Source organism: Paraburkholderia sp. MPAMCS5, assembly GCF_036016995.1.
Taxonomy (GTDB): Bacteria; Pseudomonadota; Gammaproteobacteria; order Burkholderiales; family Burkholderiaceae; genus Paraburkholderia.
Genome location: NZ_JAYXBK010000015.1, coordinates 143596 through 164545, shown reverse-complemented (window position 1 = coordinate 164545; position 20950 = coordinate 143596). Strand labels below are relative to the sequence as shown.

14 protein-coding genes and 4 tRNA genes are annotated in these 20950 nt (G+C 59.3%); all 18 read left to right on the top strand.

Annotation, left to right across the window (positions count from 1 at the left end; translation table 11 throughout):
* Positions 1-210: 210 nt before the first annotated feature.
* A tRNA-Tyr gene (locus VOM14_RS26335) sits at positions 211-296 on the top strand.
* Between the two features lie 40 nt (positions 297-336).
* Positions 337-410, top strand: a tRNA-Gly gene (locus VOM14_RS26330).
* Positions 411-426: 16 nt separating this feature from the next.
* A tRNA-Thr gene (locus VOM14_RS26325) sits at positions 427-501 on the top strand.
* Positions 502-564: 63 nt separating this feature from the next.
* Positions 565-1755, top strand: coding sequence for an elongation factor Tu (tuf, locus tag VOM14_RS26320; RefSeq protein WP_175151108.1), 1191 nt, complete (start codon positions 565-567; stop codon positions 1753-1755).
* Positions 1756-1819: 64 nt separating this feature from the next.
* Positions 1820-1895 (top strand) — tRNA-Trp (locus VOM14_RS26315).
* Between the two features lie 36 nt (positions 1896-1931).
* Entirely contained in the window at positions 1932-2312 is a 381-nt protein-coding gene (gene secE, locus VOM14_RS26310; protein WP_327631658.1) for a preprotein translocase subunit SecE, read from the top strand.
* Position 2313: 1 nt separating this feature from the next.
* Positions 2314-2871 carry a transcription termination/antitermination protein NusG gene (nusG, locus tag VOM14_RS26305; RefSeq protein ID WP_007180147.1) on the top strand — a complete coding sequence of 186 codons (558 nt, stop codon included), beginning with the start codon at positions 2314-2316 and terminating at the stop codon, positions 2869-2871.
* A gap of 161 nt (positions 2872-3032) precedes the next feature.
* Positions 3033-3464, top strand: a complete 432-nt coding sequence (gene rplK / locus VOM14_RS26300) for a 50S ribosomal protein L11 (RefSeq protein ID WP_013589839.1) — start codon at positions 3033-3035, stop codon at positions 3462-3464.
* A complete protein-coding gene (gene rplA / locus VOM14_RS26295) occupies positions 3465-4163 on the top strand; it encodes a 50S ribosomal protein L1 (RefSeq protein ID WP_327631657.1) in 699 nt (232 codons plus the stop codon).
* 298 nt (positions 4164-4461) lie between these two features.
* Complete coding sequence (rplJ, locus tag VOM14_RS26290; protein ID WP_008922978.1) at positions 4462-4965, top strand: 50S ribosomal protein L10; 504 nt, start codon at positions 4462-4464, stop codon at positions 4963-4965.
* Positions 4966-5028: 63 nt separating this feature from the next.
* Entirely contained in the window at positions 5029-5406 is a 378-nt protein-coding gene (gene rplL / locus VOM14_RS26285; protein ID WP_327631656.1) for a 50S ribosomal protein L7/L12, read from the top strand.
* A gap of 370 nt (positions 5407-5776) precedes the next feature.
* A complete protein-coding gene (gene rpoB / locus VOM14_RS26280) occupies positions 5777-9883 on the top strand; it encodes a DNA-directed RNA polymerase subunit beta (protein ID WP_327631655.1) in 4107 nt (1368 codons plus the stop codon).
* 21 nt (positions 9884-9904) lie between these two features.
* Complete coding sequence (rpoC, locus tag VOM14_RS26275) at positions 9905-14143, top strand: DNA-directed RNA polymerase subunit beta' (protein ID WP_327631654.1); 4239 nt, start codon at positions 9905-9907, stop codon at positions 14141-14143.
* A gap of 205 nt (positions 14144-14348) precedes the next feature.
* A complete protein-coding gene (recQ, locus tag VOM14_RS26270; RefSeq protein WP_327631653.1) occupies positions 14349-16196 on the top strand; it encodes a DNA helicase RecQ in 1848 nt (615 codons plus the stop codon).
* A 224-nt stretch (positions 16197-16420) separates the two neighbouring features.
* A complete protein-coding gene (rpsL, locus tag VOM14_RS26265) occupies positions 16421-16801 on the top strand; it encodes a 30S ribosomal protein S12 (RefSeq protein WP_102611100.1) in 381 nt (126 codons plus the stop codon).
* A 177-nt stretch (positions 16802-16978) separates the two neighbouring features.
* Positions 16979-17449 (top strand): 30S ribosomal protein S7, encoded by a 471-nt coding sequence (gene rpsG / locus VOM14_RS26260; protein WP_006053291.1) that lies wholly within the window; start codon positions 16979-16981, stop codon positions 17447-17449.
* Between the two features lie 134 nt (positions 17450-17583).
* Positions 17584-19686, top strand: coding sequence for an elongation factor G (fusA, locus tag VOM14_RS26255; RefSeq protein WP_327631652.1), 2103 nt, complete (start codon positions 17584-17586; stop codon positions 19684-19686).
* A gap of 47 nt (positions 19687-19733) precedes the next feature.
* Positions 19734-20924: an elongation factor Tu gene (gene tuf, locus VOM14_RS26250; protein ID WP_175151108.1), complete on the top strand. Its 1191-nt coding sequence runs from the start codon at positions 19734-19736 to the stop codon at positions 20922-20924.
* The last annotated feature ends 26 nt before the right edge of the window (positions 20925-20950 follow it).

Below are 20950 nucleotides of genomic sequence, written 5' to 3'. Positions count from 1 at the left end.
CGACTCCACGCCGATGATAGTGCGGATTGCCCGTGTGAAAGTAGGTAATCGTCAGGCTCCCCAGCAGCATCAGAAACCCCACCCCTTCAAGGTGGGGTTTCTGCGTTTACGGCGGCGAAAAACGCCATATAAGTGAGAGCCTTGGGTCGGAATAGTCAAGCAAAGCCTTGACAACCTGCAGTTGTTCCCCCATAATCATCAGTTCTCTGCGGAGGGGTGCCCGAGTGGCTAAAGGGGGCAGACTGTAAATCTGTTGGCTTACGCCTACGTTGGTTCGAATCCAACCTCCTCCACCAGAATGCAAGTTGTAGCAGTTGTTGGGAATCCATGATCCTTGCGGGTGTAGCTCAATGGTAGAGCAGAAGCCTTCCAAGCTTACGACGAGGGTTCGATTCCCTTCACCCGCTCCAGTAATGCGAAAGCAGTGCCCATGTGGCTCAGTGGTAGAGCACTCCCTTGGTAAGGGAGAGGTCGGCAGTTCGATCCTGCCCATGGGCACCAGAAATACTCAGTGATTGTTTGCGCCCGGCGCAACGTACGGAAAAATCCTCTTAGGAGTCGAAAATGGCCAAGGGTAAGTTTGAGCGGACCAAGCCGCACGTGAACGTCGGCACGATTGGTCACGTTGACCACGGCAAGACCACGCTGACGGCAGCGATCACGACGGTTCTGACGCAGAAGTTCGGCGGCGAAGCGAAGGCATACGACCAGATCGACGCGGCGCCGGAAGAAAAGGCACGTGGTATCACGATCAACACGGCACACGTCGAGTACGAAACGGCTAACCGCCACTACGCACACGTCGACTGCCCGGGCCACGCTGACTATGTGAAGAACATGATCACGGGCGCCGCGCAGATGGACGGCGCGATCCTGGTGTGTTCGGCCGCTGACGGCCCGATGCCGCAAACGCGTGAGCACATCCTGCTGGCGCGTCAGGTTGGCGTTCCGTACATCATCGTGTTCCTGAACAAGTGCGACATGGTGGACGACGCTGAGCTGCTGGAGCTGGTCGAGATGGAAGTGCGCGAGCTTCTGTCGAAGTACGACTTCCCGGGTGACGACACGCCGATCATCAAGGGTTCGGCCAAGCTGGCGCTGGAAGGCGACAAGGGCGAGCTGGGCGAAGTGGCGATCATGAACCTGGCCGACGCGCTGGACACGTACATCCCGACGCCGGAGCGCGCGGTGGACGGTTCGTTCCTGATGCCGGTGGAAGACGTGTTCTCGATCTCGGGTCGTGGCACGGTGGTGACGGGTCGCGTTGAGCGCGGCATCGTCAAGGTCGGCGAGGAAATCGAAATTGTCGGTATCAAGCCGACGGTGAAGACGACCTGCACGGGCGTGGAAATGTTCCGCAAGCTGCTCGACCAGGGTCAGGCAGGCGACAACGTCGGTATCCTGCTGCGCGGCACGAAGCGTGAAGACGTGGAGCGTGGCCAGGTGCTGGCCAAGCCGGGTTCGATCAACCCGCACACGCACTTCACGGCTGAAGTGTACGTGCTGAGCAAGGACGAAGGCGGCCGTCACACGCCGTTCTTCAACAACTACCGTCCGCAGTTCTACTTCCGTACGACGGACGTGACGGGCTCGATCGAGCTGCCGAAGGACAAGGAAATGGTCATGCCGGGCGACAACGTGTCGATCACGGTGAAGCTGATCAACCCGATCGCCATGGAAGAAGGTCTGCGCTTCGCCATTCGCGAAGGCGGCCGTACGGTCGGCGCCGGTGTGGTTGCCAAGATTCTCGAGTAACGCCAGATAGTTCTCGTTAATCTGTAGCTTCGGGGTTGGCGGTGTCGTCAACCCCAAATGGTTTAGGGGTATAGCTCAACTGGCAGAGCGTCGGTCTCCAAAACCGAAGGTTGGGGGTTCGATTCCCTCTGCCCCTGCCAACTCTCGCGTCAAATGTGGCGCTTTGTTAAGGTGTTATGGCGAATCCTTCCGTCGAAACTGTAAATACATCCGGCGACAAGCTGATGCTCGTCGCGGGCGTATTGCTGGTCTTGGCCGGGTTCGTGGGGTTCTTCTGGCTCAGCGGCCAGGAATGGTACGTCCGCGGAGCTGCCTTGACTGTAGGAGCAATCGCAGGCGTTGCAGTCGGTCTTCTCTCAGCGCCCGGCAAGGGTTTCATCGCTTTCGCCAAAGACTCGTACAAGGAAGTCCGTAAAGTTGTCTGGCCGACTCGCAAAGAGGCCACCCAGACGACACTGGTAGTCTTCGGCTTCGTATTCGTAATGGCGATCTTTCTTTGGGTAAGTGATAAATCCATAGAATGGGCGATTTTCTCGGTGATTCTGGGTTGGAAATGATATGAGCGATACTCCGGCATCTCCGAGCGGCAAGCGTTGGTATGTCGTGCACGCCTACTCCGGTATGGAGAAGAGCGTGCAACGTGCGCTTCAGGAGCGCATTGAACGCGCAGGCATGCAAGACCAGTTTGGTCAAATCCTCGTTCCGACTGAAGAAGTCGTCGAGGTGAAGGGTGGCCACAAATCGGTGACTGAACGTCGTTTCTTTCCCGGCTATGTGCTGGTGGAAATGGAAATGACGGACGAAACGTGGCACCTCGTGAAAAATACGGCGAAAGTCACGGGCTTCGTCGGTGGCGCGCGTAATCGCCCAAGTCCGATTTCCCCGCGGGAAGTCGAGAAGATCATGTCGCAGATGCAGGAAGGCGTGGAAAAGCCGCGTCCGAAGACCCTGTTCGAGGTTGGTGAGATGGTGAGGGTGAAGGACGGCCCCTTCACCGATTTCAACGGCAGCGTCGAAGAAGTCAACTACGAAAAATCGCGCGTCCGGGTTTCCGTTACCATTTTTGGCCGCGCAACGCCGGTCGAGCTGGAATTCGGCCAGGTCGAGAAGCTGTAATTTCGAATTCTACGCAGCGCGCCAGTCGGCGCGCTGCGTATATCGCGCTTATGGTCCGCGTAATGACCATTGAGGAGCGTAATTAGCCGATTTTTGGTGAACGCGCGCTACTACTCACTGAACGTTCACATGCAATGTGACGTTCCAAAGAGGTTTTCAACATGGCAAAGAAAATCATTGGCTTTATCAAGCTGCAGATCCCTGCAGGTAAAGCCAACCCGTCGCCGCCGGTCGGTCCGGCACTGGGCCAACGCGGCTTGAACATCATGGAGTTCTGCAAGGCGTTCAACGCGCAGACTCAAGCACTGGAACCGGGTCTGCCGATTCCGGTCGTGATCACCGCGTTTGCTGACAAGAGCTTCACGTTTGTCCTCAAGACGCCGCCGGCAACGGTTCTGATCAAGAAGGCAGCGAAGGTCGACAAGGGTTCGAGCAAGCCGCATACCGACAAGGTCGGCAAGATCACCCGCGCTCAAGCTGAAGACATCGCCAAGACCAAGATGCCTGACCTGACGGCAGCAGATCTGGACGCAGCGGTTCGTACGATCGCTGGTAGCGCCCGTTCGATGGGCATCACCGTGGAGGGCGTGTAAATGGCTAAGCTTTCGAAGCGTCTGCAAGGATTTGCAGCCAAGGTTGATCGTCAGAAGCTCTATCCGGTCGACGACGCTCTGTCGCTGGTGAAGGAATGCGCAAGCGCGAAGTTTGATGAGTCGATCGACGTGGCAGTGCAGCTCGGCATCGATGCGAAGAAGTCGGACCAAGTGGTTCGCGGCTCGGTCGTGCTGCCGGCTGGTACCGGTAAGTCGGTGCGCGTGGCAGTGTTCGCACAAGGCGAAAAGGCAGAACAGGCTCGGGCAGCGGGTGCTGAAGTGGTCGGTATGGAAGATCTGGCTGAACAGGTCAAGGCCGGCAATCTGAACTTCGACATCGTGATTGCTTCGCCGGACACGATGCGCGTTGTCGGTACGCTCGGTCAAATCCTCGGCCCGCGCGGCCTGATGCCGAACCCGAAGGTTGGCACGGTCACGCCGGACGTCGCAACGGCAGTGAAGAACGCAAAGGCTGGTCAAGTGCAATTCCGCGTCGACAAGGCCGGTATCATTCACGCGACCATTGGCCGTGCTTCGTTCGAGCCGACCGCTCTGCGTAGCAACTTGAGCGCGCTGATCGAAGCGCTGCAAAAGGCTAAGCCGGCCACGAGCAAGGGCGTTTACCTGCGCAAGGTCGCGTTGTCGAGCACGATGGGTGTTGGCGTTCGCGTCGACCAGGCATCGCTCGCGGCACAGTAAATAATTCACCATCTCGATGAAAGTCGAGGTGGTTTATGGGCTTTGGGCGGTTGTGCGATTGCAGTTGCATCGCGCAACCGGTTGTCAAAGACCGTTGGCGGGCACGCAGCAGGTAGGCGAGCCCTTAATGTAAAGCCAACGCAGATGGCGAACCCGAAAAGGTTTTGTAGTGATGAAGCCGCTGGCCGTCCGCAGCAATGCGGGTGTCGGCGGTCGAAATACTCCTGACTGGTCGGACGCCGTTATTGAACGCGGTGCACAAGGCGCACGCTGCGTGTATCGAATCTGGAGGTTAACCGTGCCACTCAACAAAGAAAGCAAGCAGGCCGTCGTCGCTGAGGTTGCCGCGCAAGTCGCGAAAGCTCAGACCGTGGTTCTGGCTGAGTATCGTGGAATCGCGGTTGGCGATCTGACCAAGCTGCGCGCGAAAGCGCGTGAGCAACAGGTTTACCTTCGCGTGTTGAAGAACACGCTGGCGCGTCGCGCTGTCGAAGGAACCCCGTTTGCTCCGCTGGCAGAGCAGATGACCGGCCCCCTGATCTACGGCATCTCGGAAGATGCAATTGCTGCTGCTAAGGTCGTCAATGACTTCAGCAAGAGCAATGACAAGTTGGTCATCAAGGCTGGTTCCTACGAAGGCAAGGTGATGGACAAGGCTGGCGTGCAAGCGCTGGCAAACATCCCGAGCCGCGAAGAACTGCTCTCCAAGCTGTTGTACGTTATGCAGGCACCTGTTTCTGGCTTTGCGCGCGCTCTGGCCGCGCTGGCAGAAAAGAAACAAGGCGAAGAAACCGCTGCGTAATGCACTTCAGTCGAGCGTGATTGATCGCTGGCTGTATCCGAATTCAATTTAGGAGTATTTCAAATGGCAATCGCAAAAGAAGACATCCTCGAAGCTGTAGGCTCGATGTCGGTTCTGGAACTGAACGAGCTGGTTAAGGCGTTCGAAGAAAAGTTTGGCGTGTCGGCAGCTGCTGTTGCAGTGGCAGGCCCGGCAGGTGCAGGCGGCGGCGCTGCTGCAGCTGAAGAGCAGACCGAATTCACGGTCAACCTGGTCGACGTCGGCGCGAACAAGGTTTCCGTCATTAAGGCTGTTCGTGAACTGACGGGTCTCGGCCTGAAGGAAGCGAAGGACTTGGTCGACGGCGCACCGAAGCCTGTTAAGGAAGCGGTACCGAAGGCTGCTGCTGAAGAAGCCAAGAAGAAGCTGGAAGAAGCCGGCGCGAAGGCTGAAATCAAGTAAGTTTCAGCGCGCTGTGCGAAGGCTGGCGGTTTTTCACCGCCGGCCTTTTTGTGCTTTGTGGGGGACGCGTTTTTGCATCGCTAGTCGGGCAAGAATGCGGCTCCCAGAAGCCAAAGAAGATCGCCTATCGGCAACATTGACTGGCGCTTCTCTTTGTCTTCTGAAGCGACTGCAGAAGGCAAGTTTGGTCGGGTAGCGGGCAACACAGGCATCCGCTGCCGTCAGCCAGCGGTTGGTAGCGGCCAACCACCAAGCTTCTAGGCTCGTTCAAGCCATCGGACGGCCATCGGGTCTCAGTCGGTGAACACTCGGGTTGTCTCATCAAGGTATCCTGCCTCGACAACAATGCCCGCCGTGATTCGGAGATCGTATGCAATATTCCTTCACCGAGAAGAAGCGTATTCGCAAGAGTTTTGCGAAGCGCCCCATCGTTCACCAAGTACCTTTCCTGCTGGCTACCCAGCTTGAATCATTCAGCACGTTTCTGCAAGCAGACACGTCGTCTACGCAACGCAAGCCGGAAGGCCTGCAAGCTGCGTTCACATCCGTTTTCCCCATCGTTTCGCACAACGGATTCGCACGTCTTGAGTTCGTCAGCTACATGCTGTCGCCGCCGGCATTCAACATCAAGGAATGTCAGCAGCGCGGTTTGACGTACTGCTCGGCGCTGCGCGCGAAAGTGCGTCTGGTGCTGCTCGATAAAGAATCGCCGAGCAAGCCGGTCGTCAAGGAAGTGAAGGAACAGGAAGTGTACATGGGCGAAATTCCGCTCATGACGCCGACCGGTTCGTTCGTCATCAACGGCACGGAACGTGTGATCGTTTCGCAGCTGCACCGTTCGCCGGGCGTGTTCTTCGAACACGACAAGGGCAAGACGCACAGCTCGGGCAAGCTCCTGTTCTCGGCACGTATCATTCCTTATCGCGGCTCGTGGCTCGATTTCGAGTTCGACCCGAAGGACGTGCTGTATTTCCGCGTCGACCGTCGCCGCAAGATGCCGGTCACGATCCTGCTGAAGGCAATCGGCCTCACGCCGGAACAGATCCTCGCCAACTTCTTCGTGTTCGACAATTTCACGCTGATGCCGGAAGGCGCGCAGATGGAATTCGTGCCGGAGCGTCTGCGTGGTGAAGTCGCGCGTTTCGACATCACGGATCGTGATGGCAACGTGATCGTCCAGAAGGACAAGCGGATCAACGCGAAGCACATTCGCGATCTGGACAACGCGAAGACCAAGTTCATTTCGGTTCCGGAAGACTATCTGCTCGGCCGCGTGCTGGCGAAGAACGTCGTCGACGGCGACACGGGTGAAGTCATCGCCAACGCGAACGACGAAATCACCGAGACGGTCCTCGAGAAGCTGCGCGAGTCGAAGATCAAAGAGATTCAGACGCTCTACACGAACGATCTGGATCAGGGTCCGTACATCTCGTCTACGCTGCGTATCGACGAAACCGCGGACAAGATGGCCGCTCGCATCGCGATCTACCGCATGATGCGTCCGGGCGAACCGCCGACCGAAGAAGCGGTCGAGGCGCTGTTCAATCGTCTGTTCTACAGTGAAGACGCATACGACCTGTCCAAGGTGGGTCGTATGAAGTTCAATCGTCGCGTGGGCCGCGACGAAATCGTCGGTCCGATGACGCTGCAAGACGACGACATCCTCGCAACGATCAAGATCCTGGTCGAGCTGCGTAACGGCAAGGGCGAAGTGGACGACATCGACCACTTGGGCAATCGTCGTGTGCGTTGCGTCGGCGAACTGGCGGAAAACCAGTTCCGCGCAGGTCTCGTGCGTGTCGAACGTGCTGTGAAGGAACGCCTCGGTCAAGCCGAAAGCGAAAACCTGATGCCGCACGATCTGATCAACTCGAAGCCGATTTCGTCGGCCATTCGCGAGTTCTTCGGTTCGTCGCAGCTGTCGCAGTTCATGGACCAAACGAACCCGCTGTCGGAAATCACGCACAAGCGCCGTGTTTCGGCACTGGGCCCGGGCGGTCTGACGCGCGAGCGCGCCGGCTTTGAAGTTCGCGACGTGCACCCGACTCACTACGGTCGCGTGTGCCCGATTGAAACGCCGGAAGGTCCGAACATCGGCCTGATCAACTCGCTCGCTCTGTACGCGCACCTGAACGAATACGGCTTCCTCGAAACGCCGTACCGCAAGGTGACGGACGGCAAGGTGACGGACCAGATCGATTACCTGTCGGCAATCGAAGAAGGCCGTTACGTGATCGCTCAGGCGAACGCGGCCGTGGCTGAAGACGGCTCGCTGACCGACGAACTCGTGTCGTCGCGCGAAGCCGGCGAAACGATGATGGTCACGCCGGACCGTATCCAGTACATGGATGTGGCGCCGTCGCAGATCGTCTCGGTGGCTGCATCGCTGATTCCGTTCCTCGAGCACGACGACGCGAACCGCGCGTTGATGGGTTCGAACATGCAGCGTCAGGCTGTGCCGTGTCTGCGTCCTGAAAAGGCCGTGGTCGGTACGGGCATCGAGCGCACGGTGGCGGTCGACTCGGGTACGACGGTTCAGGCATTCCGCGGTGGCGTGGTCGACTACGTCGACGCAGGCCGTATCGTGATTCGCGTGAACGACGACGAAGCGGTCGCGGGTGATGTCGGTGTCGATATCTACAACCTGATCAAGTACACGCGTTCGAACCAGAACACGAACATCAACCAGCGTCCGATCGTGAAGATGGGCGACAAGGTTGCGCGCGGCGACGTGCTGGCTGACGGCGCATCGACCGATCTGGGCGAGCTTGCGCTCGGCCAGAACATGCTGATCGCGTTCATGCCGTGGAACGGCTACAACTTCGAAGACTCGATCCTGATCTCGGAGAAGGTGGTTGCGGACGACCGTTACACGTCGATCCACATCGAAGAACTGAATGTCGTGGCTCGCGACACGAAGCTCGGACCTGAAGAAATCACGCGCGACATCTCGAATCTCGCTGAAGTGCAACTCGGCCGTCTCGACGAGTCGGGCATCGTGTATATCGGCGCTGAAGTCGAAGCAGGCGACGTGCTGGTCGGCAAGGTCACGCCGAAGGGCGAAACCCAGCTGACGCCGGAAGAAAAGCTGCTGCGCGCGATCTTTGGCGAAAAGGCTTCCGACGTGAAGGACACGTCGCTGCGCGTGCCGTCGGGCATGAGCGGAACGGTCATCGACGTGCAGGTGTTCACGCGTGAAGGCATTCAGCGCGACAAGCGCGCGCAACAGATCATCGACGATGAACTGAAGCGCTACCGCCTCGACCTGAACGACCAGCTGCGTATCGTGGAAGGCGACGCGTTCCAGCGTCTCGCGCGCATGCTGACCGGCAAGGTCGCGAACGGCGGTCCGAAGAAGCTGGCGAAGGGTACGAAGATCGAACAGGCTTACCTGGAAGATCTGGATCACTACCACTGGTTCGACATCCGCCTCGCGGACGAAGAAGCGGCTGCGCAGCTCGAAGCGATCAAGAACTCGATCGAAGAGAAGCGTCACCAGTTCGACCTCGCGTTCGAAGAAAAGCGCAAGAAGCTCACGCAAGGCGACGAACTGCCGCCGGGCGTGCTGAAGATGGTCAAGGTGTATCTGGCAGTCAAGCGCCGTCTGCAGCCTGGCGACAAGATGGCAGGCCGTCACGGTAACAAGGGTGTCGTGTCGAAGATCGTTCCGATTGAAGACATGCCGTACATGGCCGACGGCCGTCCGGCTGACGTCGTTCTGAACCCGCTCGGCGTGCCGTCGCGGATGAACGTGGGTCAGGTTCTCGAAGTGCATCTGGGTTGGGCCGCGAAGGGTCTCGGCTGGCGTATCGGCGAAATGCTGCAACGTCAGGCGAAGATTGAAGAACTGCGCGAATTCCTGACCAAGATCTACAACGAGTCGGGCCGTGCCGAAGAGCTGGACAGCTTCACCGACGACGAAATCGTCGAACTGGCGAAGAACCTGCGCGAAGGCGTGCCGTTCGCCACGCCAGTGTTCGACGGTGCGACGGAAGAAGAAATGTCGCGCGCGCTGGATCTGGCATTCCCGGACGACATCGCGAAGAACCTCGGCATGACGCCGTCGAAGAATCAGGTGCGTCTGTACGACGGCCGCACGGGCGAAATGTTCGAACGTACGGTGACGGTCGGCTACATGCACTACCTGAAGCTGCACCACCTGGTCGACGACAAGATGCACGCGCGTTCCACGGGCCCGTACTCGCTCGTGACGCAGCAGCCGTTGGGCGGTAAGGCGCAATTCGGTGGCCAGCGTTTCGGTGAGATGGAAGTGTGGGCGCTCGAAGCGTACGGCGCATCGTACGTGCTGCAAGAAATGCTGACGGTGAAGTCGGATGACGTGACGGGCCGGACCAAGGTGTACGAGAACCTGGTCAAGGGCGATCACGTGATCGATGCAGGCATGCCGGAATCCTTCAACGTGCTGGTGAAGGAAATCCGCTCGCTGGGTATCGATATCGACCTCGACCGCAACTAATCGGACTACTGGAGAGAAGCGATGAAAGCTTTGCTCGATCTATTCAAGCAAGTCCAACAACCTGAAGTTTTTGACGCGATCAAGATCGGTCTGGCCTCGCCGGACAAGATCCGTTCGTGGTCGTTCGGTGAAGTGAAGAAGCCGGAAACCATCAACTACCGGACGTTCAAGCCGGAACGCGATGGTCTGTTCTGCGCGAAGATTTTCGGCCCGATCAAAGACTACGAATGCCTTTGCGGCAAGTACAAGCGCCTGAAGCATCGTGGCGTGATCTGCGAGAAGTGCGGCGTTGAAGTGACGCTGGCGAAGGTGCGTCGCGAACGGATGGGCCACATTGAACTGGCCTCGCCGGTTGCGCACATCTGGTTCCTGAAGTCGCTGCCGTCGCGTCTGGGCATGGTGCTCGACATGACGCTGCGCGACATCGAACGCGTGCTGTACTTCGAAGCGTACGTGGTGATCGATCCGGGCATGACGCCGCTGAAAGCGCGGCAGATCATGACCGAAGAGGATTACTACAACAAGGTCGAAGAGTACGGTGACGAATTCCGTGCCGAGATGGGCGCGGAAGGCGTTCGCGAACTGCTGCGCGCGATCAACATCGACGAACAGGTCGAAATGCTCCGCACCGAACTCAAGAACACGGGTTCGGAAGCGAAGATCAAGAAGTACGCGAAGCGCCTGAAGGTGCTCGAGGCTTTCCAGCGTTCGGGCATCAAGCCTGACTGGATGGTGCTCGAAGTGCTGCCGGTGCTGCCGCCGGAACTGCGTCCGCTGGTGCCGCTGGACGGCGGCCGTTTCGCGACGTCGGACCTGAACGACCTGTATCGCCGCGTGATCAACCGTAACAACCGGTTGAAGCGTCTGCTCGAACTGAAGGCGCCTGAAATCATCGTCCGCAACGAAAAGCGGATGCTGCAGGAAGCTGTCGACTCGCTGCTCGACAACGGTCGTCGCGGTAAGGCGATGACTGGCGCGAACAAGCGTCCGCTGAAGTCGCTCGCTGACATGATCAAGGGTAAGGGCGGCCGTTTCCGTCAGAACCTGCTCGGTAAGCGCGTTGACTATTCGGGCCGTTCGGTGATCGTGGTCGGCCCGACGCTCAAGCTGCATCAGTGCGGTCTGCCGAAGCTGATGGCGCTCGAACTGTTCAAGCCGTTCATCTTCAACAAGCTCGAAGTGATGGGTGTCGCTACCACCATCAAGGCTGCGAAGAAGGAAGTCGAGAATCAGACGCCGGTGGTGTGGGACATTCTGGAAGAGGTGATCCGCGAACATCCGGTCATGCTCAACCGTGCGCCGACGCTGCACCGTCTTGGCATTCAGGCTTTCGAGCCGGTGCTGATCGAAGGTAAGGCAATCCAGCTGCACCCGCTCGTTTGCGCGGCGTTCAACGCCGACTTCGACGGTGACCAGATGGCTGTTCACGTGCCGCTGTCGCTCGAAGCGCAGATGGAAGCGCGCACGCTGATGCTGGCGTCGAACAACGTCCTGTTCCCGGCCAACGGCGATCCGTCGATCGTGCCGTCGCAGGATATCGTGCTCGGTCTGTACTACGCGACCCGCGAAGCAGTGAACGGCAAGGGTGAAGGCCTGTCGTTCACGGGCGTCTCGGAAGTGCTGCGTGCATACGAGAACAAGGAAGTCGAGCTGGCCTCGCGCGTCAACGTGCGGATCACCGAAATGGTCCACAACGAAGACAAGTCGGAAGGCGCTCCGGCATTCGTGCCGAAGATCACGCTGTACGCAACGACCGTTGGCCGTTCGATCCTGTCGGAAATTCTGCCGCCGGGCCTGCCGTTCTCGGTGCTGAACAAGCCGTTGAAGAAGAAGGAAATTTCGCGCCTCATCAACACCGCATTCCGCAAGTGCGGTCTGCGTGAAACGGTGATTTTCGCCGATCAGTTGATGCAGTCGGGTTTCCGTCTGGCAACGCGCGCTGGTATCTCGATCTGCGTCGACGACATGCTCGTGCCGCCGCAGAAGGAAACCATCGTCGGCGACGCCGCGAAGAAGGTGAAGGAATACGACCGTCAGTACATGTCGGGTCTCGTCACGTCGCAAGAGCGCTACAACAACGTGGTCGACATCTGGTCGGCAACGTCGGAAGCGGTCGGCAAGGCGATGATGGAGCAGCTCTCGACGGAACCGGTTACGGATCGCGACGGCAACGAAACGCGTCAGGAATCGTTCAACTCGATTTACATGATGGCGGACTCGGGCGCTCGTGGTTCCGCGGTTCAGATTCGTCAGCTGGCCGGTATGCGTGGCCTGATGGCAAAGCCGGACGGCTCGATTATCGAGACGCCGATTACGGCGAACTTCCGCGAAGGCCTGAACGTGTTGCAGTACTTCATCTCGACTCACGGCGCACGTAAGGGTCTGGCTGATACGGCACTGAAGACGGCGAACTCGGGTTACCTGACGCGTCGTCTCGTCGACGTCACGCAGGATCTCGTGGTGGTCGAGGACGATTGCGGTACGTCCAACGGCGTCGCGATGAAGGCGTTGGTCGAAGGCGGTGAAGTCGTCGAAGCACTGCGTGACCGTATTCTCGGTCGCGTGGCCGTGGCTGACGTCGTCAATCCGGAATCGCAGGAAACGCTGTACGAATCGGGCACGTTGCTCGACGAAGATGCGGTCGAAGAAATCGAACGACTCGGCATCGACGAAGTGCGCGTGCGCACGCCGCTGACTTGCGAAACGCGTTACGGTCTGTGCGCAGCCTGCTATGGCCGCGACCTGGGCCGCGGCTCGTCGGTCAACGTCGGCGAGGCAGTGGGTGTGATCGCTGCTCAGTCGATCGGTGAACCGGGCACGCAGCTGACCATGCGTACGTTCCACATCGGTGGTGCGGCATCGCGTGCGGCAGTGGCTTCGTCGGTTGAAGCGAAGTCGAACGGCACGGTGCGCTTCACGGCAACGATGCGTTACGTCACCAACGCGAAGGGCGAACAGATCGTCATCTCGCGTTCGGGCGAAGCGATGATCACCGACGACCACGGTCGCGAGCGCGAACGTCACAAGGTGCCGTACGGCGCGACGCTGTTGCAACTGGACGGCGCGCAGATCAAGGCCGGCACGCAACTGGCGACGTGGGACCCGATGACGCGTCCGATCATCACCGAGTACGGTGGTACGGTGAAGTTCGAAAACGTCGAAGAAGGCGTGACCGTTGCGAAGCAGATCGACGATGTGACGGGTCTGTCCACGCTGGTCGTGATCGACGTGAAGCGTCGTGGTTCGCAGGCGTCGAAGACGGTGCGTCCGCAGGTCAAGCTGCTCGATGCGAACGGCGAAGAAGTCAAGATTCCGAACACCGAGCACTCGGTGCAGATCGGCTTCCAGGTCGGCGCTCTGATCACCGTGAAGGACGGTCAGCAAGTGCAAGTCGGTGAAGTGCTCGCACGTATCCCGACCGAATCGCAGAAAACGCGTGACATTACCGGCGGTCTGCCGCGGGTGGCGGAACTGTTCGAAGCACGTTCGCCGAAGGACGCAGGTATCCTGGCGGAAGTCACGGGTACGACGTCGTTCGGTAAGGACACGAAGGGCAAGCAGCGTCTCGTTATCACGGACCTCGAGGGTAACCAGCACGAGTTCCTGATCGCGAAGGAAAAGCAGGTTCTGGTGCACGATGGTCAGGTCGTCAACAAGGGCGAAATGATTGTCGACGGGCCGGCCGATCCGCACGACATCTTGCGTTTGCAGGGCGTCGAAGCGCTGTCGCGTTACATCGTGGACGAAGTGCAGGACGTGTACCGTCTGCAAGGCGTGAAGATCAACGACAAGCACATTGAAGTGATTGTTCGTCAGATGCTGCGCCGCGTGCAGATCACCGACAACGGCGATACGCGTTTCATCCCGGGCGAACAGGTCGAGCGTTCGGACATGCTCGACGAGAACGACCGTATGATCGCGGAAGACAAGCGTCCGGCAACGTACGAAAACGTGTTGCTCGGTATCACGAAGGCGTCGCTGTCGACCGATTCGTTCATCTCCGCGGCGTCGTTCCAGGAAACGACTCGCGTGCTGACCGAAGCGGCGATCATGGGCAAGCGCGACGACCTGCGTGGTCTGAAGGAAAACGTGATCGTCGGCCGTCTGATTCCGGCCGGTACGGGTCTCGCGTTCCACAAGGCACGCAAGAGCAAGGAACTGTCCGACCGCGAGCGTTTCGATCAGATCGCAGCGGAAGAGTCGTTCGAATTCGGTACGCCGGAAACTCCGGCCGCCGAACAGCACCACACCGGCGAGTAAGCTCAGCTCAGTCAGTCCAGGCGGCGCAAGCCGCTCGGGCTCACCGGCCAGCGAAGCCGCTCAGTTTCGACTGAGCGGCTTTTTTTTATGCGCCTTTTTTGTCAATGGGTTGGCCGGATGGCTAACGTTGTCGCAAAGGAACGGCGCAGCGCGAATGCGTTGGTAAAATTCGTGTCACCCGCATCACGCCGCTTCTCTCAAATTCATGTCCCGTCCGCTAGAAATCCTCAACGAAGTCTTCGGTTACCCTGCGTTCAGAGGACAGCAAGGCGAAATTGTCGAGCACGTCGCCGGCGGCGGTGATTGTCTCGTGCTGATGCCAACAGGCGGCGGCAAATCGCTGTGCTATCAGATTCCGTCGCTGGTTCGGCGCGAAGGCGGCTTCGGCGCGGGCATCGTCGTGTCTCCGCTGATCGCCCTGATGCAGGATCAGGTCGCCGCCCTGACCGAAGTCGGCGTGCGGGCCGCTTATCTGAACTCCACGCTATCGAGCGCCGAAGCCATGGCCACCGAGCGCGCATTGCGCGACGGCGACATCGATCTGTTGTACGTGGCGCCGGAGCGTTTGATGACGCCGCGCTTCCAGGAATTGCTGGAGCGCACGCGCATCGGCCTGTTCGCGATTGACGAAGCGCATTGCGTCTCGCAATGGGGGCACGATTTCCGGCCCGAATATATCCAGCTTTCGGTATTGCACGAGCGTTTTCCGAATGTGCCGCGCATTGCGCTGACGGCGACCGCGGACGCGATCACGCGCGACGAAATCATTCACCGTCTCGCACTGGACGACGCGCGCATTTTTGTTTCCAGCTTCGACCGGCCGAACATTCGCTATCGAATCGTCGAAAAGGACAACGCGCGCACCCAACTGCTCGACTTCATCCGCGCCGAGCACACGCGTGCGGACGGCACGACCGACGCCGGCGTCGTTTATTGTCTGTCGCGGCGCAAAGTCGAGGAAACGGCGGACTGGCTCAAAGAAAAAGGCATGCGCGCACTGCCGTATCACGCGGGCATGGAGTTCGAGATCCGGCAAAAGCATCAGGAGATGTTCCAGCGCGAGGAAGGCATCGTCATGTGCGCGACGATTGCGTTTGGCATGGGCATCGACAAACCCGACGTGCGTTTCGTCGCTCACCTGGATTTGCCGAAGAGCGTCGAAGGGTATTACCAGGAGACGGGGCGGGCGGGGCGCGACGGCATGCCGTCCAATGCGTGGATGGCCTATGGTCTCGGCGACGTCGTGCAGCAGCGCAAGATGATCGACGAATCCGACGCGGACGACGCGCACAAGCGCGTCCAGACCGGCAAGCTCGATGCGCTGCTCGGCCTGTGCGAAGCCGCGACGTGCCGGCGCGTGCGGCTGCTCGCCTACTTCGGCGAATCGAGCCAGCCTTGCGGCAACTGTGATAACTGTCTCGAGCCGCCTGCCACGTGGGACGCGACGCGCGAGGCGCAAATGGCGCTGTCGTGCGTGTTTCGCGCGCAGCGGGCGAGCGGCTTTAACTTTGGCGCCGGCCATCTGATTGACATTTTGCGAGGAAATCGCAGCGAGAAAATTCTGCAGCGCGGTCACGAAAAGCTGACCACGTTCGGCATTGGCGCGGCGCTCGGCGAGCCGGAGTGGCGCGCGGTATTCCGCCAGCTTGTCGCGTTCGGCTACCTGACCGTCGATCACGAAGGCTACGGCTCGCTGGTGCTCACCGAGGCGAGCAAGCCTGTGCTGAAAGGCGAGCAGCACGTCACGATGCGCCGCTATGTCAAGCCGACGCGCACCCGCCAGTCTTCCGGAAGAACCAGCGAGCGCGCGGACCCGACAATCGGCATGGGGCCGCTCGAACGCGCCCGCTGGGAGCGCCTGCGGGCGTGGCGGACGGAAACGGCGAAGAGCGACGGCGTGCCCGCTTACGTGATTTTCCACGACGCAACGCTTGCGGAAATTGCCCGCAATGGCCCGGATTCCATTGAGGACTTGCGCGGCATTCCAGGCATGGGCGCACGCAAGCTCGACCGTTTCGGCGACGAACTGCTGGAAGTCGTCGCCGCGGACTGAGTGCGCGGCTCGGCGCGTGGGCGAGGTCGAGAGGTCTGCGAAAGATTGCAACCTGTTGACTCACTTAGTGTTTTCGGAATATTATGTTAGGTTCCGGTTCTTGGAATGCTTGCGCGCGGACTCCGTCCACGTGTCTGTAATCCAGGCTGGAAGTTCGATGCGCAGTCGTTTCTGCTTTGCCCAGAAACATATGCGTCGATTTTGTTCAATTTCAGGAATAAACAATGCCAACCATCAATCAACTGGTTCGCAAAGGCCGCGAGTCGGAAACGACCAAGAGCAAGAGCCCGGCTTTGCAGGACTGCCCCCAGCGTCGCGGCGTGTGCACCCGTGTGTACACCACGACGCCGAAGAAGCCGAACTCGGCACTCCGTAAGGTCGCGAAGGTGCGCCTCACGAACGGCTTCGAAGTCATTTCGTACATCGGTGGTGAAGGCCACAACCTGCAGGAACACTCGGTCGTGCTGATTCGCGGCGGTCGTGTGAAGGACTTGCCGGGTGTGCGCTACCACATGGTTCGCGGCTCGCTGGACACCCAAGGCGTCAAGGATCGTAAGCAGGCTCGCTCGAAGTACGGTGCGAAGCGTGCCAAGGCCGGCAAGTAATTAGCCAGTCAGTAGTGTCAGGTCGCCTGCGAAGGCGGTAATAGCGAGGGTGCCGGAATCGCCGGTGCTGTCGAGTAAGTGGTCACCCGACCAGGCTGGTAAGTCTTGAAGATGAATCGGGTTAGTTGGTGGCCGCGGGGCTAAAACAGCTCCAACTGAAAAGTTAAAGGAAGAAACATGCCGCGTCGTCGCGAAGTTCCCAAGCGGGAAGTGTTGCCGGACCCGAAGTTCGGTAACGTTGATGTAGCTAAGTTCATGAACGTGCTGATGCTCTCCGGCAAGAAGTCGGTTGCGGAGCGTATCGTGTACGGCGCTTTCGAACAGATCCAGACCAAGGGTGGCAAGGACCCGCTGGAAGTGTTCACGGTAGCGCTCAACAACGTCAAGCCGGTGGTCGAAGTCAAGAGCCGCCGCGTTGGTGGTGCGAACTATCAGGTTCCGGTCGAAGTGCGCCCGTCGCGTCGTATGGCATTGGCGATGCGTTGGCTGCGTGAAGCCGCGAAGAAGCGCAGCGAGAAGTCGATGGCCCTGCGTCTGGCAGGTGAACTCTCCGAAGCGGCCGAAGGCCGTGGCGGCGCAATGAAGAAGCGCGACGAAGTTCACCGGATGGCAGAAGCCAACAAGGCGTTCTCGCATTTCCGTTTCTAAGCTTCCCGAAACCGGGTTTAGCCGAGAAAACGGAAAGAAATTCCGGGCGGGTGCGCTTACAAAGCGCCTCGCCCGTTTGTGTTACAGCGCGATGGGTATTTTCTCGCATCGCGCCATCCCCATAGAGGATCAAAGTGGCTCGCAAGACACCTATCGAGCGCTACCGTAACATCGGTATTAGCGCTCACATCGACGCCGGCAAAACGACGACGACCGAGCGCATCCTGTTCTACACCGGCGTGAACCACAAGATTGGTGAAGTTCACGACGGCGCTGCCACCATGGACTGGATGGAGCAGGAGCAGGAGCGCGGCATCACGATCACGTCGGCTGCGACGACGGCATTCTGGAAAGGCATGGCCGGCGACCGCGCCGAGCACCGCATCAACATCATCGACACTCCGGGCCACGTCGACTTCACGATTGAAGTTGAGCGCTCGATGCGCGTGCTCGACGGCGCGTGCATGGTTTATTGCGCAGTGGGCGGCGTGCAGCCCCAGTCGGAAACCGTGTGGCGTCAGGCTAACAAGTACAAGGTTCCCCGTCTCGCGTTCATCAACAAGATGGACCGTACCGGCGCGAACTTCTTCAAGGTTTACGACCAGCTGAAGCTGCGTCTGAAGGCAAACCCGGTTCCGGTCGTGGTGCCTATCGGCGCGGAAGAGAACTTCACGGGCGTCGTCGATCTGATGAAGATGAAGGCGATCATTTGGGACGACGCGTCCCAAGGTACCAAGTTCTCGTACGAAGACATCCCGGCTGAGCTGGTCGATTCGTGCAACGAGTGGCGCGAAAAAATGATCGAAGCGGCTGCCGAGTCGAGCGAAGAACTGATGAACAAGTACCTGGAAGAGGGCGAGCTCTCTGAAGCGGAAATCATCAAGGGCCTGCGCGACCGTACGATCGCTTGCGAAATCCAGCCGATGCTGTGCGGCACCGCGTTCAAGAACAAGGGCGTGCAGCGCATGCTGGACGCTGTTCTGGACTTCCTGCCGTCGCCGATCGACATTCCGCCGGTTACGGGCGAACTGGAAAACGGCGAGAAGGGCGAGCGCCGTGCGTCGGACGACGAAAAGTTCTCGTCGCTGGCATTCAAGATCATGACCGACCCGTTCGTCGGCCAGCTGATCTTCTTCCGCGTCTACTCGGGTGTGGTGAATTCGGGTGACACGGTGCTGAACGCGACCAAGGACAAGAAAGAACGTCTGGGCCGTATTCTGCAGATGCACGCGAACCAGCGCGAAGAAATCAAGGAAGTGCGCGCAGGCGACATCGCGGCAGCAGTTGGCTTGAAGGAAGCGACGACGGGCGACACGCTGTGCGATCCGCAAAACCCGATCGTTCTCGAGCGCATGATTTTCCCGGAACCGGTGATCTCGCAGGCTGTCGAGCCGAAGACGAAGCCCGACCAGGAAAAGATGGGTCTGGCACTGAACCGTCTGGCTCAGGAAGATCCGTCGTTCCGCGTTCAAACGGACGAAGAATCGGGCCAAACCATTATTTCGGGCATGGGCGAACTGCACCTCGAAATTCTGGTTGACCGTATGAAGCGCGAATTCGGCGTGGAAGCGACGGTTGGCAAGCCGCAGGTTGCTTACCGCGAAACGATTCGCGGTAAGGCGGAAGACGTTGACGGCAAGTTCGTCAAGCAGTCGGGTGGTCGCGGCCAGTATGGTCACGCGGTCATCACGCTCGAGCCGAACGAGCAAGGCAAGGGCTACGAGTTCCTGGACGAAATCAAGGGCGGTGTGATTCCGCGCGAATACATTCCGGCAGTCGACAAGGGTATCCAGGAAACGCTGAAGGCCGGCGTGCTGGCAGGCTTCCCGGTCGTTGACGTGAAGGTTCACCTGACGTTCGGTTCGTACCACGACGTTGACTCGAACGAAAATGCGTTCCGCATGGCCGGCTCGATGGCGTTCAAGGAAGCAATGCGCAAGGCTCAACCGGTCATCCTCGAACCGATGATGGCTGTGGAAGTCGAAACGCCTGAAGATTACATGGGCAACGTGATGGGCGACCTGTCGGGTCGTCGCGGCATCGTGCAGGGCATGGACGACATGGTTGGCGGTGGCAAGATCGTTCGCGCAGAAGTGCCGCTGTCGGAAATGTTCGGCTACTCGACGTCGCTGCGTTCGCTGACCCAAGGTCGTGCAACGTACACGATGGAGTTCAAGCACTACGCTGAAGCACCGCGTAATGTGTCGGAAGCGATCATCAACGCCAAGTCGAAGTAATCGCGCGGCAAGTCATTCAACGATCAACTTTTTGAAAGAAGAGAAACATGGCTAAAGGTAAATTCGAACGGACCAAGCCGCACGTGAACGTCGGCACGATTGGTCACGTTGACCACGGCAAGACCACGCTGACGGCAGCGATCACGACGGTTCTGACGCAGAAGTTCGGCGGCGAAGCGAAGGCATACGACCAGATCGACGCGGCGCCGGAAGAAAAGGCACGTGGTATCACGATCAACACGGCACACGTCGAGTACGAAACGGCTAACCGCCACTACGCACACGTCGACTGCCCGGGCCACGCTGACTATGTGAAGAACATGATCACGGGCGCCGCGCAGATGGACGGCGCGATCCTGGTGTGTTCGGCCGCTGACGGCCCGATGCCGCAAACGCGTGAGCACATCCTGCTGGCGCGTCAGGTTGGCGTTCCGTACATCATCGTGTTCCTGAACAAGTGCGACATGGTGGACGACGCTGAGCTGCTGGAGCTGGTCGAGATGGAAGTGCGCGAGCTTCTGTCGAAGTACGACTTCCCGGGTGACGACACGCCGATCATCAAGGGTTCGGCCAAGCTGGCGCTGGAAGGCGACAAGGGCGAGCTGGGCGAAGTGGCGATCATGAACCTGGCCGACGCGCTGGACACGTACATCCCGACGCCGGAGCGCGCGGTGGACGGTTCGTTCCTGATGCCGGTGGAAGACGTGTTCTCGATCTCGGGTCGTGGCACGGTGGTGACGGGTCGCGTTGAGCGCGGCATCGTCAAGGTCGGCGAGGAAATCGAAATTGTCGGTATCAAGCCGACGGTGAAGACGACCTGCACGGGCGTGGAAATGTTCCGCAAGCTGCTCGACCAGGGTCAGGCAGGCGACAACGTCGGTATCCTGCTGCGCGGCACGAAGCGTGAAGACGTGGAGCGTGGCCAGGTGCTGGCCAAGCCGGGTTCGATCAACCCGCACACGCACTTCACGGCTGAAGTGTACGTGCTGAGCAAGGACGAAGGCGGCCGTCACACGCCGTTCTTCAACAACTACCGTCCGCAGTTCTACTTCCGTACGACGGACGTGACGGGCTCGATCGAGCTGCCGAAGGACAAGGAAATGGTCATGCCGGGCGACAACGTGTCGATCACGGTGAAGCTGATCAACCCGATCGCCATGGAAGAAGGTCTGCGCTTCGCCATTCGCGAAGGCGGCCGTACGGTCGGCGCCGGTGTGGTTGCCAAGATTCTCGAGTAAAATCGCGGATTGACTTTGCAGTAAGT

Excerpts from the sequence above, each read along its gene's own strand:
- tuf (WP_175151108.1), top strand. The coding sequence starts at position 565 with ATGGCCAAGGGTAAGTTTGAGCGGACCAAGCCGCACGTGAACGTCGGC.
- secE (WP_327631658.1), top strand. The coding sequence starts at position 1,932 with ATGGCGAATCCTTCCGTCGAAACTGTAAATACATCCGGCGACAAGCTG.
- nusG (WP_007180147.1), top strand. The coding sequence starts at position 2,314 with ATGAGCGATACTCCGGCATCTCCGAGCGGCAAGCGTTGGTATGTCGTG.
- rplK (WP_013589839.1), top strand. The coding sequence starts at position 3,033 with ATGGCAAAGAAAATCATTGGCTTTATCAAGCTGCAGATCCCTGCAGGT.
- rplA (WP_327631657.1), top strand. The coding sequence starts at position 3,465 with ATGGCTAAGCTTTCGAAGCGTCTGCAAGGATTTGCAGCCAAGGTTGAT.
- rplL (WP_327631656.1), top strand. The coding sequence starts at position 5,029 with ATGGCAATCGCAAAAGAAGACATCCTCGAAGCTGTAGGCTCGATGTCG.
- rpoB (WP_327631655.1), top strand. The coding sequence starts at position 5,777 with ATGCAATATTCCTTCACCGAGAAGAAGCGTATTCGCAAGAGTTTTGCG.
- rpoC (WP_327631654.1), top strand. The coding sequence starts at position 9,905 with ATGAAAGCTTTGCTCGATCTATTCAAGCAAGTCCAACAACCTGAAGTT.
- recQ (WP_327631653.1), top strand. The coding sequence starts at position 14,349 with ATGTCCCGTCCGCTAGAAATCCTCAACGAAGTCTTCGGTTACCCTGCG.
- rpsL (WP_102611100.1), top strand. The coding sequence starts at position 16,421 with ATGCCAACCATCAATCAACTGGTTCGCAAAGGCCGCGAGTCGGAAACG.
- rpsG (WP_006053291.1), top strand. The coding sequence starts at position 16,979 with ATGCCGCGTCGTCGCGAAGTTCCCAAGCGGGAAGTGTTGCCGGACCCG.
- tuf (WP_175151108.1), top strand. The coding sequence starts at position 19,734 with ATGGCTAAAGGTAAATTCGAACGGACCAAGCCGCACGTGAACGTCGGC.